Raw genomic sequence first — 13,388 nt, 5'->3', positions numbered from 1 at the left:
AGCATGGACAATAGTTGATCATTATTAGTATTTGTTCCAACTATTTATCTTACCCTATACTTTCGTTTTGTATTATAGCAATTAAGAAAGTTTCACTAATATTGCGTCAAAATCTATACTTTATTGGCAGCTATAAAACAATTGGCAGGACAAACTCTGTGGTATGGTGTAAGTAATATTGGGGCTAAATTTCTAAACTATTTACTGACACCTATTCTTACTTATCTGATGGTAGATTCTTCAGGTGTACGAGACTATGGTGGTTATAGTTTATTGTATTCGTGGATTGCTGTAGCTAATATAATATTTACATATGGTTTTGAAACGGGGTATTTTCGTTTTTCAAATAAAGAAGGTGTAGATCGACACTCACTTTTTCAAACAGCGTTTGGGTCAATATTGCTCAGTACCACATTGCTCATTACGGTTATTTCTTTTTTTACTGTTCCAATCAACAATTTTATGAATCTTGATGGACATCCAGAATACATTTTATGGTGTCTTTATCTGATTGGATTAGATGCAATAACTGCTATTCCATTTGCTAAATTACGACAGGAAAACCGTCCCAAAAGATACGCTTTTGTAAAATTATCCGGTATTATTATCAATATACTGTTTACTTTATTTTTCTTGATATGGTTGCCTAAATATGCGGTGCATCATCCGGACGATGCTATTGTACATTGGTTCACTACTAATAACCGGATAGGGTTTTTAATCTTAGCAAATGTGTTTCAAAATCTCTTTGTATTCTTATTATTATTTTCAGAATGGAAGAGTTTCAGGTTTAAGATAAATTTCAATCTTTGGAAACAGCTTTTTAAATATAGTGCCCCTATGATTTTTATTGGGTTAGCGGGTATGATAAACGAAGTGATGGATCGGCAAATGTTGGCAAAATTGCTGCCACAGCATGTCGATGCACAAAGTGTCGTTGGGATTTATTCAGCTAATTATAAATTGGCGATTTTTATTACGTTATTTATACAAGCATTTAAAATGGCTGCAGAACCATTTTTTTTCAATCAATCTAAAGATAAAAATGCGCCAACTCTCTATGCAAGTGTGATGAAATGGTTTGTAATCACACTTTCTATAGCCTTTCTTTTTTCGGCGTTATATCTTGATGTCTGGAAATATATGGTTGGGGCTTCCTATCGTTCTGGTTTGGGCATCGTACCGATACTTTTATGTGCCAACATATGCTTAGGAATATATTATAATCTTTCGGTATAGTATAAACTTACTGATCGGATGCGCATGGGATTATATGTTACGGTGTTTGGTTCCATTGTTACACTTGTTGGCAATTATCTTTTTATTCCCTATTGGGGTATATATGCAGCAGCATGGACTACACTGATCTGTTATGCTAGTATGATGGTCGTGACTTATTTCCTTGGTCAAAAATATTATTATATACCCTACCCCGTGAAAAAAATAGGCACATATCTATTGGCAATGTTACTATGTTTCTTTATGAAAATGAGTATTGATGCGTATTCCGATTCGTGGACTCAAGGTATGCAACTTTTATTACGTATTCCTGTTGCTATTATTTTGATGATACTTTATGTTTTTTTTATTGTAAAAATGGAGCGGAAGGAATTAAAAGACATACCATTAATAGGCAAGTATATTTAATCGGATAATTATTAGCCAAGCTCATTATTCGCGGGAATTTATAATTTGTTAGCCTCAATAGAAAATCGAGACTAACATGTATCATTAAATGATATGAGCAGGTTTTGTTTAGAACGACCAATTGCAGGATTTTGCTGCAAAGAAAAATACTGCTAACCAAACTAAACCTTTAAAAAGAAAAAAGAGAAAAGCGCCTACTCCTAAGCGTTTTACCCATTTTGTTTTATCATTTTTTTGCTCCATTCGTAAATATAAACAATAATGTTGTGGTTTAGTTTACATTTACAATAGGGGAAAATACGTTTCCAAAATTGTAGAAAGTTTGATTTGCCTTCTCTGTCGCAAGTGTATAGCTCTCAGGATCTTCAGCATGTTTATTTAAGACAGTAGTGAATCCTGCCCACATTTCACGACTGTTTTCACCATACCCTTCAAAAAACGAAGTGCCTTTAGTGATTCCATATTTATTCAGCATCTGCACAATGTATGGCCCACCCATAATTGATCCCTCAAGAACATAAAGTGAGCTTAGGGCTTCTAACACATTGTTAACTAGAGGAGCATTAGCTTCTGGAAGATTTTCTACACTTCCGCCCAATGCTTCGATATCCTTTTTTATATAAGAAGAATTACGACGATCTGCTAGATCGGGCAAAATATCCGAAGTTACAAAAGGTGCAATACGATCTTCAACGGCACGGAAATAGGCATAAAAACCTTTTAGAACCTTTGTGTAATCTGCATCTGAACGAATACTTTTTAATTGACGTACGATTGTACCTTCTACGTTTTGGTGAGCAGCATGTGTTTGCTCTTTAATATGTTGACTAAGCATTTTTCTAGTATTTAGTTATAATTATTCTATACAAATATTCGTATTTATTTTAAAACCTTTATGCTGTATAATGATTTATCATCTATGAAAAACGATCTGAATTAAATTGTACATAATTTTTTTAGTTCTTTAATTGAAAATTTGTTTTAAACAGCAGATTCTCACCTATTGTTTCTGGCCAAAAGACGAAGGGAGGATTATCTTTAATATTATCAACACCTTTTTCCAGCTTAGAGTCTGTAATAGAAACAATGTCTTGCAGTGTAGATGCTAGCCAAGGCTCTTTCGGATTACCTATATGTAGGTCTGTTTTTGGGGTGGCTAGGGAAATATCGACAGACATTCCATCAAAATAGTCCGACCAACCATTAGCATTACGAATTAGGAATGATGCAAGATAAATGTCGAAAGCATCAATTTTAAGAGAGAAAAATCCTACTGGCTTTCCAAAAGTTTTCTGGCCAATAAGTCTCACAGGAAAGTAAGGTTTAAAACTACTAATAAGAAGTTCACTAGCTGATGCGGTCCGTCCGGATACAATAAATGATAAGTGTTGTAATGTGTTGAATACTCCTTTCTTGGCGAAATAATGTGTATTAGCTTTTTCACTATAGTCTACATCGGCCATAGTTGCGGAACGACCTTTATATTGTACAGGATTTCCATTTGCATCTAAATAGGGTTGTTTACTTAAAAGAGTAGCCTTGCCATTTTGGACATTCGGATGAAATTGTTCACTGAACATGATTTTCCCATCCAGTTTTGTAGGTACAATCAAGTTGGCCAAATATTCCGCTGTCTCTACATATCCGCCGCCATTGTGACGAAGATCTAAAATCAGATGAGTCACTTGTTTGTTGGAGAGTTCTGTAAAAAGTCTGTTCAGTTCTGTTCGAACAATAGCGAGTTCGGGAAAGGAAGCGATATAAAGATAGGCTATTTGTTTATTGCCTGAAGTCCAATAGGACAGGTGTGTCGCGTATTTGTATTGGTGCTTTGTATTTGCCACATGTCCGTTACTTTTTTTTGTGTTTCTACTGCGCTCAAGATACGAATATTTGGGTTTTCCTTCAATTGGAGACCATTCATATGGTTTGCCATTATGGGCCAATGAGTATTGACTTATTGCGAAAAGCTCACGTTCATAAGCAGTCTGTTCGGGACTAATGCTTCCAAACTTCTTACGAGGAGTAAAATCTGTATAGGAGGGAAGTGATTCCTGCCATCGGTATAATTGTTGAGCATACAAAAAAATTGAATCGAGAATCAGTTCTTTTTTTGTTCCAATGTCAGGACTTAGCCTCTCATCTTGTGTTATAGTTTTATTTCCATGGTCTCTACAGGCACTTAAGAGTAATAATAAACAAATACCAATAGGAGCGGCATGACCCAATAGTTTCATTTGTTTCCTAATAAATTTAGTTGATTTGCCCATATATTTACTTAAATGATTCTTTTACGCCAAATAGACTTTATACTACTGATGTTGAATCCGCTTGAGAATCAATTGATTTAATTTTGCTGTCCCACTGGCTATAAATGAGAAGTTAATCAATCTTTAGTTTTTTTTAACTTTATTTTTCCTTTTAAATTTCTATTTTTGTACCAATTTATTTAATATTGATGCTTCCACATCTTTGGATGCTCAAAGATCCCAAAGGCGACCTCCTTTGGGATTTTTTTGTTACGGCAATATTGGTCTTTCAGTTTTTATCGGTTCACTTGATAAGCTTGATAGAAAGATAATGATATTTTCCTGCTCTTTACTGCTGAGTCTTAAATTCTGTATATGTGGTGATAATATGCCATTAATCTGCTGATCAGTCTTTTGAGGCATTCCTTGGCTTAGTAAGTTGACTAATTCACTCAAAGTAGCAATACTACCATTGTGCATATATGGTGCAGTATTTGAAATGTTCCGTAATCCGGGTGTACGAAACTTACCTTTGTCAATTTCTAATTTAGAAGACTCAAAACGTCCGTTGTCCAATGCACCTTTGTTCGTTACGGCATATCCGAGATTGTGAAAATCTAAGTCTGTAAAATACGGGCCGTTGTGACAATTAATACACTTTCCTTTCGTACGAAATAGATGCAACCCTTCCAATTGTTGGTCATTTAAAGCTTTATATTCACCTTGGACAAACCGATCAAATGCGGTTTGTCCACTATTAATGGATCTAGAATAAGCAGCAATTGCATCAAGTAACCCCTCTATTGTCATATTCTTATTATTATAAGCCGATTCATATAGATCTACATAACCAGGTATGGACATTAGTTTGGAAGATAAAGAACTCGTATTTCCACCCATTTCAATTGGAGAATTGATAGCTTCTGCGATTTGTTCACGATAGGTTTTCGCACGCCCATCGTGAAAGAGATTCCCTTCCAAGTACCAGACATTTTCCATGGATGGTGTGTTACGGTGATGTAAAGCTATACCATCAGCTGTTGTTTTCTGATCGATCCAGTAGGTGTCCGGATTATGGCACGAAGCACAGGTCTTCAAGCCATTACCTGTACGGGGATCAAAAAAAAGCGCTTTTCCCAAAGCAATAAGCTCAACCTTATCATTTGAAGGATTTTTGGGCAATGCTGCTAGTTCTCGTATCTCAATATTTTTATACCATTCTGCGACTGGCCACTGTGCGCTACTTTTACTGTATTTTTCTCGTAGCGTTTCTTCTGGGGTAGGTGTAATTGTCGGCTCCTCCGGCGATGACTTACCCTTACTACAGCTGTATAAAAAAGTGGTTAGTAAAGTTGAAAGGATTACCTGTTTTGGCAAGTATAAGTTCATTAACAACATCAAAAAAGCTTTATTATAAGATGTTAATTTAATGTAATGGACTGTTCGTATTCAGTCATTACTTTGTCAGATTTATCTATTATTTTCAATCTTGTTAACTGGTTACCTTGTATAGTTGTTGGTATCGGTATTGTAACAGTCATTTTTGCTACGTCAAATATTGCATTGTTTAATTTGTAGGTGTTGTTGAGGTTATCAATAGCAATAAAATGATCAAAATCTGCTTTGAAGAATAATTCATAAATTGATTTATTTGCAATCGGCATCACCAGATTTTCTCCTTTTTTTACGGTGTAGTTGCCCAATTTGATTAAGTTGTAGAACTCGGGTAACAATACATCGAAGGGATCAGTTAATACAGTATAACGACCCGATACCAATTTCAGGCGATATGTGCCAGGCTTAAGATCATCTGGACGAGTAAAATTAACTGCGAAAGTGCTTGGGGGCTGGTTAAAAGAAAGTAAGGTTTCTTTACCATCATTATCTACGATATACCCTTTAGTTTGAGCTTCGTTTGGTATAATGTTTTCTCCAACTAAAACAAATGGGTTTGTTCCTGGTAAATAGAGACGATAAGGCGAAAGGAAGTTAATTTTCACCTGTAATAAGGGTTGGTTGACTTGAAAAGATAATGTATAGTTTTTGCTGGAACCATCCTGTGCTCTTACGGTATAGATAATGGGTTTGTCAGACTTTAATTGTATTGGCGTACCCGAAGCAGGAGTCACAGTGGCTAGGTCAGAAATCTTTACGGTCGGTGTGATGCTTTCTGGTTGGTCCACCAGCGGTGGCCAGTATAGGATAATACGGTCTTCCACAATACTTGCCGACAAGGTCTTGCCCGAGGCATCTTTGATGCTAAACGATTCGATTTCGTTATATGGTAGATTGGGGGTTTCTTTTTTGCAAGACCAAGATACCATAGTCAGCATGAAAATAGCCAACAATTGGAATGTACGTATTTGTTTTTTAGATATTGAAAGTAGCATGATTTTTTTTTATAAAAAGATATCGCAACCCATTCACCGGTTGCGACATCTTTTAAGAAATTATTGTTGTTTAAAGCGCTTTATATTCGATATTAGCATCGGCCTTTACCTGCAATTGACCAGCAACTGTTTGTTGACCTACATTGCTGAAGTTATTGAGTTTTACGGCATATAAGGCACCTGAAGAATTACCTACCAAAACAGTTAATGGTTGAATTGCCTCATTTGCATTGGTTGATAAATCGTAATCATACCAAGTACCACTTCCTAGTGATGTTACTGGTGTAGCGGTACTCCAATTGGATGCAGAAACAGCCGAGATGTCCGCAGCTACTGTTCTGATTTCATAACCAGCATTGGCTTTGATCGATCCGTTGACATGGCTAAAGAATGCAACCTGTCCACTGTTACCTAGACTTTGAGAACCTGTTGTAAAATCTACATAAACAGCAGGCCAGTTTGCTGCATTTCTTGGACTCCACCATTGACCATTGATCGTCAAGCTCGTATTCGCTTTTGTCTGAGTAAGTGCCAAAGGCGCTGTTACTTGTTCTGTTGTTGGCGCTGCTGCCCATACCGCTGCCGATAGCACTGTTACGGCCATTGCCGATTGTAAGATTGTTTTAATGTTTAATTTCATGTTGACCTCCTGTTTTTTATTTATTTAATATTGATGCCACCTTGGCATACTGTGAATGCATGTTATTACTATTTAAACCATATGTTTGAAAAATACATTTTAATAATATAAAGTTTTTTATAAAACTTTATATTCAATGTTTAGATCAGTTTTCATTTGAATTTGGCCATTAACTATTTTTTGTTGTATATCATTGAAGCTATTTAGAGTTAATGCATACAACGCTCCAGAACTGTTGCCAACCATTACAGTAATTGGTTGAATTGGTAGGATGCTAATTGTTGATAAATCAAATTCATACCACTCGTTTTTTTCTAGTGATGTTACTACATTAGCAGCAGACCAATCAGATGCCGAAACAGCCGACATGTCTGCCATTACTGTTCTAATTTCGAAACCTGCATTGGCACGAATAGTTGCATTGACAAAACGGGATAATATGATTTGTCCACCATTACTTAAGCTTTGGTTACCTGTAGTAAGATCTAAATAAATAACAGGCCAGTTTGCAACATCTGAAGGAGTCCACCATTGACCTATTACGGTGAAGTTGGTATTTGCTTTTGTTTGAGTAAGAGGCAAAGCAGCTGTAGCCTGTTCTGTTTTTGGAGTTGTTGCCCACACTGTTGCCGAAAGCACTGTTACAGCCATTGCTGATTGTAAGATTGTTTTAATGTTTAATTTCACGTTGACCTCCTGTTTTTTATTTTTTTAATGTTGATGCCACCTTGGCATACTGTGAATGCATATTTATGATTCTGTTATCGTACTTGAATTTTGTTGTGTTTTCACGATATCAGCCCAGTCTTTGAACTGGAATTTGATCTGAACATTTTCGAAATTCCCTGTTGGAAGGTTTGCCGGTAACGAAACCTGCATTTCGCTACGGGTATGGGATTTGATTGTAAGCGGATAATCTTTGCCATTAAGTGTCATAATAACTGCTGTAGGATCAAGTATTACTTTGCTTAAATAGGCTTTGATTGTCCAATCCGTGTTTTTAGCTAGTTTTAAACCTGATAATGTTAAAGCCACATCTGGTTGTCGATAAGTAATCTTGAGCGGATTGGCTAATTTAATGGTATGATTAAGATTGGTCACTTCGACATCGTATATGCCCGCTAGGATATCCGAAGGAATACGATTTTCCCGTTCTGTGCCAGAATAAGATAGTTGATATCCTAAAGGAGAAACTTTTAAACTATTCGGCGTTGGCATCTGAACACGTTGCTTCGTCTCTTGGTTGATGAGTACTATACTGACTAGAGTAGAGTTTGTATGCATGAAAGTTCCGTTTATTGCAGGGAAAGCGGTTCCTGGTCCTTGTATCAGCGCAATGGAAGATGTTGATGCAAAAGCCGCTTCAAAAGAAGGTGTACTTTGTAATTCAATCTTTAATTTGTAAGTACGTGCTGTTCCTGTTGCGGATTTTACAGTATATGTTTTATCCTTTTCATCCGTTTTAACGGGCAGAATCTCTTCCACGATTTTGGCTCCAGATGATACCTGGATTGTAGGATCAATTACTAATAATCCATAATAATAGGGTAAGTAAACCGTTATGGTATTTTCCCCATTATCTATAGCACCATAGATAACATCGTCATTCGGGAGGTTGGTCACCTTATATTCCAGTATTTTGTCGCTGGGAAGTAAAGGCAGATCCTCCGTTTTAGTACAGTTACTAAACAGTAACCCTAGGAATAGTATGCTTATAAAAGTGTATATTCTTTTCATTTTATCTAAATATTGAACTATCGTATTTTATGGATATTATTATTTAATTCTTGATTTCAAATTTGGTACTCCCGGATTTCGCTAATACATATTGGAAAGTAAAGAATGGTGTGGGTGAAGTTTTATACCAATCTTTTGGATCTAATAAGTCTTTGTAGATGCTCTGAATTTTGATTTTTGCATAATTGCCATTAGCTGTGCGTACTACCAAGGTATGCCCTTCAATTGGATAACAAACATGCTTTTTGTTTTCGGCTCCACCACCTTTGATGTCGCCACCAAAATCATATAGATACCATCCCAGACCTTCTCCAAAAGTTCCAGAGTCATCTGTTCCATAGGCCTTTTCTCCTCTACGGAATTCAGCATCGGAGGGAATATCTATAACATCTTCAAATTTTTTCTTGACTAGATAAATTCCACCTTTACCAGGTCCACCTACTCCGTATCCATTTGAACTATTATTGCAATTGACAAAACTCCTGTATATCTCTGCGAAAGAAATATCCCAACGTGTTGTCAGCCTATAATCTGGCGTAATAGCCTTATTCTGTTCTAAACTATAATATATAGGCGATTGCTTCGTTGTGGGTAAAGTTCCCGTTGGTAAGTCCTCTCCAAAGTTCTTTACTGAAATTAAGCGATTGAACATTCCTTCTGAAATTTCTGGATTAGGTTCTGGTTCTATTTTAGGATCGCTTTTACTGCAGGCGCCTAGCAATGTTAAAAAAACAAAGATTGCAACGAATTTTAAAAGGGTATTAGTTTTTGTTATTTTCATTTTTAGTGCTATATATTGTAATACTATAATTTCAATTATTCCCGTGGTTATATGATCAGGTTATTTGATTGCTATCTTTATTTATATTAATTCTAAATAATAGTAAAGGTAATGAGTTTAGCTTATCCATTGTATATTAAAAATGATATTTAATCTATGCTTTTTGCTTTTTAGAGTTTAGCTTTTAAGCTTATTTGTTAGTTGTAATAATCAACAAATATTTCTTGTTAAATAGCTGTTAATTAGAAGTTTAATATTTTTTTAAGGATAATCACTAGCCTGTGGATTATTAAGAGATTTGGAATCATTTACTCATTAATACACTATGGTATATTTGCGTTTTTATTTTTATGATATGATCAGCATCTATGAAAATTACTTTACCATAAATATTATTTGATAAAATTTATGGCAGAATATACTATTAACGGATAATTAATTTTCATTTTTTAGAGCGTGTTTGTGTTTAACGCCTTACTACCATCCTCTTGTACATAGTATTTGAATGTATAATAGGGAGCTGGCCAGTTCATATTTGTAACGGCAGATGGATTGCCTTTGTAGGCATTGATAAGTTGTAACTTAGCATATTTTCCATCAGGAAGTCGAATGACATATGTTCTGTTAGGTAGCGCTTGCATAATGTGATTGTTCAGGCTATAACGAAACCACCCATCTGAACCTTCTGATGATGCCCATCCGATTTTGTTAACTTCACTTTTATTAAACTCGTCATCCGAAGGAGCGAGGGCGATACTTTGATAGGGTTGTTTGAGTAAAATGACTGCGGTATTGTTAGCCTCTCCTTGATATCCTGGGTTATATTGATATTGCGAATTGTTGACAAAAACTTCGGAATTATAAGGGCCAGTAAAAGCTAAGTCCCAATCTTTGGTTTTTAACCATTGCGCCGAATCTGCTTTTGTCTTAATCCAAATTTGTTTCTGATCCTTGAAACGAAATAAGAAAGTATAAAAGTTGCGTTTTTCTTTACCTTCTGTTCCATCTCCCATAGAAGCATCGGTATCACCTGGAAGATCTTTAATGACGATACTCTTGCCATCTTCAAGTACAATATTATACTCCTTATCCTTGCCACAAGAAGCAATAAGGAGTACGATAACTGTATAGAAAATACAGCGACCTATTTTACTAAAAGAAATCAATATGCTGCATTCAGCTATTATTAGTTTTATTGTATTCATTTTGTAGCAATTTTAATTATAATTCATCTTGAAATGAGGATTATCTACTATTAAAAAATTAGGTTCTGTTATTCTATGCCTACATGGAATGTGATCGGTGAAAACTTATTCTTTGATCCAACGATAACTTAGTCCACCCATAATTATGCGACCTGGTTGTCCCAATAAATACCGGCTAGTAAAATTAAATAGGTTATCTCCAATGAGACGAAAAGTAAGTTTTCCTTTCATAAGACTTTTTTCAACAGTCATATTTAAAAGAGTGTGGTATGGAATGAAGATATCATTCTTGTCTATGAATTGGTTTCCATTATATTCTTGAAATGGCGTATCTCCTCTGAAATTAATTCTTGCATTGATATTCATATCCCAGGGTTTATATTCATATTGTGTTTTAAAATTGATCATGTGTCTTGATCTATCTTCAATACCCCAATAATCTGATTTTTTACTTTGGCGATATTCTCCTGTTTGCGGATTATTGATTTGATTGTAGGGAAAGTTTCCGCTTGCTATACTGTCTAAGACACTTAAATCTTTTGCGATCAAATATTGATAGCCTACAGAAAACTGTAAAACTTTGTTTGCCTGATAAGTAATTGAAGTTTCGAAGCCTTTGTTCATGGCTTTTGGTAGATTACGGTAACTGTATATTTGAGCCACATTAGTCCCATTCCCGACACTAACAGTATTGATCTGATTATTGATGCGATGATAAAATACGGAAATATCAGCTTGAATTTTTTGACTAGCATTCCATGTTAAACCAATGTTATTAGACAGGCTAGTTTCCGCTTTTAGATTTCCTGCGACTAAATTCAACATATAACTGTTTTTATAGCTCAATTCACCAGCCACATCCATTGCTGAAATAACATCTGCCACGCGTTCAGTACCAACTACCATATAGTTTGCTGCTGGATTGTAGAATACCTGATACCGCATTTTATAATCAGGAGCTTTAAATCCTGCCCCAAAACCTGCTTTGGCAACAAGAGTTGAATTAATATGGTATTGTAAACCAAGACTTGGGCTGAGACGACCATTATATACATTCGTTTGGTCATAGCGTAGTCCCAATGTGGTCAGTAGCCTGTCAACCGGTTTCCATTCGGTCTGTAGGTATACAAAACCGGTATTTAGCGATCTTTTAGCATCCAGTTTTTGATCATCCATTACCTCTAGACTTCCACCGATACCGGCAGTAAATTTTAGTTTTGTAATTGGACTATAAGCAAATTGTTGTTCTATGCGATGTACATCTTGACCAAATTCTTCAGCGCCGGCCAATACTCCTTGTTGTAGCCACTGTGCCGCAATTTCTGAGTGAAAACGAGAATAATAATAGCGAGACATACTCCGAATCCCTGATTCAAAGTTATGATCATAACTTGCTGCTATGTTGATGTCCTGATCTTTCTGGGTATCTTTCAATATGGTCTGTTCAGACCAGGCATTGATCATCTTTGATACTCGGCCAGCATACCTCGCCGTAATACCCATTGTTCCATTTTTACTGATACGATAACGTGTGCGTCCTTGAAAACTGTAATTGGTATATGGGGGATAAGTGGTACTATTTGACTGCAGATAGTTTTTGTCGGTATTAAATCCATCAGTCCGGTAGTAGTTCCCGGATAAAACAATACTTCCACGTTGATTGTCAAAAGGTGTTTCAGCTTCTAAAGTTGCATCTACCGTATTTAATGTGCCATATAGAAATGAACTGTGTAGCTGTGGCGTCACTGCACCATGTCGTGTAATGATATTAATAGCACCGCCTAAAGCATCGCTGCCATAGAGACAAGATGAAGCCCCTTTAATAATTTCTATTCGTTCTATATTTGTAACTGAAATTCTTGATAGATCAAAATTTCCACTGTTTCTCCCTAACATGGGCTGTCCATCGACCAATACCATCACATAGTTGCTACTAAAACCCTGTATCTGTACGCCGACAGCTCTTGATCCCCCAGCAATGTCATTGACTATGGCTATCCCTGTTTGTTCTTTCAGTACTTCATCCAGTCGGCGACTACCCATCAATTCGATTTCACGTTTGGTAATAATCTTAACAGGCATAGCTGCATTTTCCGCTTTAATAAGATTGTCTACCGCTTCCAGTTTACGGTTTACTTGTACCTCATCAATATGGCGGTTATCGGTCTCCAATACAATGTTCAGATGTTGTTTTTTATTTTCTAGATCAATGGTTCGTTGGAACTTCTTATAGCCAAGAGCTTGAACTTCTAAATCATAGCTACCTGCATAAAGCTGCTTAAAATAGAAATGGCCCGAAGTGTCTGTCCTTATAGCCTTTTTATCAGGATATAAATAAACCGTTACGTTTGGTATCGCTTTGTTAGATTCGTTTTTTACAGTGCCACTAATCTGTAATTTATCTTGGGCATGAGCTACTATTAAGTTGCATGCACAAAATATCAGGAGAGAACTTGTTCGTAGTAAGGATCTTGTTGTAAACACTAGGTTATTTTTAATCAATCTAAATAATATTACAAAAAAAGGCAATTGAATTGAACTTTTCTCTATGAAAACTGGCATTAATTCTATTTAATTCGATTTGATTATATCCTATAATAATTTTTTAATTGATGTATTTGACTGATTTATAGTGGTGTTTGACTTGTTTTTATCTAAAGTACAAGCAAAAGGTAAATTTAAATTAATTTGTATTTAGACTGATTATTGATTTGTTTTGTATTGAAAAGCGTTAGATAA

At 35.7% G+C, this 13,388-nt stretch carries 12 protein-coding genes; 2 read left to right on the top strand and 10 right to left on the bottom strand.

Annotated elements, in window-relative coordinates:
• The first annotated feature begins 123 nt into the window (after positions 1-123).
• Together FHR29_RS20730 and FHR29_RS26480 are read left to right on the top strand one after the other, a co-directional pair.
• Positions 124-1,239, top strand: a complete 1,116-nt coding sequence (locus FHR29_RS20730; RefSeq protein WP_221197908.1) for a lipopolysaccharide biosynthesis protein — start codon at positions 124-126, stop codon at positions 1,237-1,239.
• 18 nt (positions 1,240-1,257) lie between these two features.
• A complete protein-coding gene (locus FHR29_RS26480) occupies positions 1,258-1,647 on the top strand; it encodes a polysaccharide biosynthesis C-terminal domain-containing protein (RefSeq protein ID WP_221197907.1) in 390 nt (129 codons plus the stop codon).
• A gap of 271 nt (positions 1,648-1,918) precedes the next feature.
• Here the strand turns inward: FHR29_RS26480 and FHR29_RS20725 are convergent, their stop codons facing one another.
• The 10 genes from FHR29_RS20725 to FHR29_RS20680 all read right to left on the bottom strand — a co-directional run bounded on the left by FHR29_RS20725 (position 1,919) and on the right by FHR29_RS20680 (position 13,133).
• Positions 1,919-2,482 (bottom strand): biliverdin-producing heme oxygenase, encoded by a 564-nt coding sequence (locus FHR29_RS20725; RefSeq protein WP_183917016.1) that lies wholly within the window; start codon positions 2,480-2,482, stop codon positions 1,919-1,921.
• A 121-nt stretch (positions 2,483-2,603) separates the two neighbouring features.
• A complete protein-coding gene (locus FHR29_RS20720; protein ID WP_183917014.1) occupies positions 2,604-3,884 on the bottom strand; it encodes a S41 family peptidase in 1,281 nt (426 codons plus the stop codon).
• A 282-nt stretch (positions 3,885-4,166) separates the two neighbouring features.
• A complete protein-coding gene (locus FHR29_RS20715; protein WP_183917012.1) occupies positions 4,167-5,285 on the bottom strand; it encodes a cytochrome-c peroxidase in 1,119 nt (372 codons plus the stop codon).
• Positions 5,286-5,317: 32 nt separating this feature from the next.
• Positions 5,318-6,286: a hypothetical protein gene (locus FHR29_RS20710; protein ID WP_132770870.1), complete on the bottom strand. Its 969-nt coding sequence runs from the start codon at positions 6,284-6,286 to the stop codon at positions 5,318-5,320.
• Positions 6,287-6,356: 70 nt separating this feature from the next.
• Positions 6,357-6,926: a hypothetical protein gene (locus FHR29_RS20705; protein ID WP_132770869.1), complete on the bottom strand. Its 570-nt coding sequence runs from the start codon at positions 6,924-6,926 to the stop codon at positions 6,357-6,359.
• 117 nt (positions 6,927-7,043) lie between these two features.
• Entirely contained in the window at positions 7,044-7,577 is a 534-nt protein-coding gene (locus tag FHR29_RS20700; protein ID WP_221197906.1) for a hypothetical protein, read from the bottom strand.
• Between the two features lie 99 nt (positions 7,578-7,676).
• Positions 7,677-8,663 carry a hypothetical protein gene (locus tag FHR29_RS20695; RefSeq protein ID WP_221197905.1) on the bottom strand — a complete coding sequence of 329 codons (987 nt, stop codon included), beginning with the start codon at positions 8,661-8,663 and terminating at the stop codon, positions 7,677-7,679.
• A gap of 43 nt (positions 8,664-8,706) precedes the next feature.
• Positions 8,707-9,444 carry an HmuY family protein gene (locus tag FHR29_RS20690; RefSeq protein ID WP_132770866.1) on the bottom strand — a complete coding sequence of 246 codons (738 nt, stop codon included), beginning with the start codon at positions 9,442-9,444 and terminating at the stop codon, positions 8,707-8,709.
• Between the two features lie 449 nt (positions 9,445-9,893).
• On the bottom strand, positions 9,894-10,649 hold the full coding sequence (locus FHR29_RS20685; RefSeq protein ID WP_132770865.1) for an HmuY family protein: 756 nt from the start codon (positions 10,647-10,649) through the stop codon (positions 9,894-9,896).
• A 105-nt stretch (positions 10,650-10,754) separates the two neighbouring features.
• Positions 10,755-13,133, bottom strand: a complete 2,379-nt coding sequence (locus tag FHR29_RS20680; protein WP_311732311.1) for a TonB-dependent receptor — start codon at positions 13,131-13,133, stop codon at positions 10,755-10,757.
• Positions 13,134-13,388: the final 255 nt, after the last annotated feature.

It is taken from the genome of Sphingobacterium sp. JUb56, assembly GCF_014191365.1.
Classification (GTDB): domain Bacteria; phylum Bacteroidota; class Bacteroidia; order Sphingobacteriales; family Sphingobacteriaceae; genus Sphingobacterium; species Sphingobacterium anhuiense.
Note: the sequence above shows the minus strand (reverse complement) of the source record. Positions and strands in the feature narration are given on the sequence as shown.

Bases quoted from the DNA above. Each gene is read 5' to 3' on its own strand.
- FHR29_RS26480 (WP_221197907.1), top strand. From the start codon at position 1,258: ATGCGCATGGGATTATATGTTACGGTGTTTGGTTCCATTGTTACACTT.
- FHR29_RS20725 (WP_183917016.1), bottom strand. From the start codon at position 2,482: ATGCTTAGTCAACATATTAAAGAGCAAACACATGCTGCTCACCAAAAC.
- FHR29_RS20720 (WP_183917014.1), bottom strand. From the start codon at position 3,884: ATGAAACTATTGGGTCATGCCGCTCCTATTGGTATTTGTTTATTATTA.
- FHR29_RS20715 (WP_183917012.1), bottom strand. From the start codon at position 5,285: ATGAACTTATACTTGCCAAAACAGGTAATCCTTTCAACTTTACTAACC.
- FHR29_RS20710 (WP_132770870.1), bottom strand. From the start codon at position 6,286: ATGCTACTTTCAATATCTAAAAAACAAATACGTACATTCCAATTGTTG.
- FHR29_RS20705 (WP_132770869.1), bottom strand. From the start codon at position 6,926: ATGAAATTAAACATTAAAACAATCTTACAATCGGCAATGGCCGTAACA.
- FHR29_RS20700 (WP_221197906.1), bottom strand. From the start codon at position 7,577: ATGGCTGTAACAGTGCTTTCGGCAACAGTGTGGGCAACAACTCCAAAA.
- FHR29_RS20695 (WP_221197905.1), bottom strand. From the start codon at position 8,663: ATGAAAAGAATATACACTTTTATAAGCATACTATTCCTAGGGTTACTG.
- FHR29_RS20690 (WP_132770866.1), bottom strand. From the start codon at position 9,444: ATGAAAATAACAAAAACTAATACCCTTTTAAAATTCGTTGCAATCTTT.
- FHR29_RS20685 (WP_132770865.1), bottom strand. From the start codon at position 10,649: ATGAATACAATAAAACTAATAATAGCTGAATGCAGCATATTGATTTCT.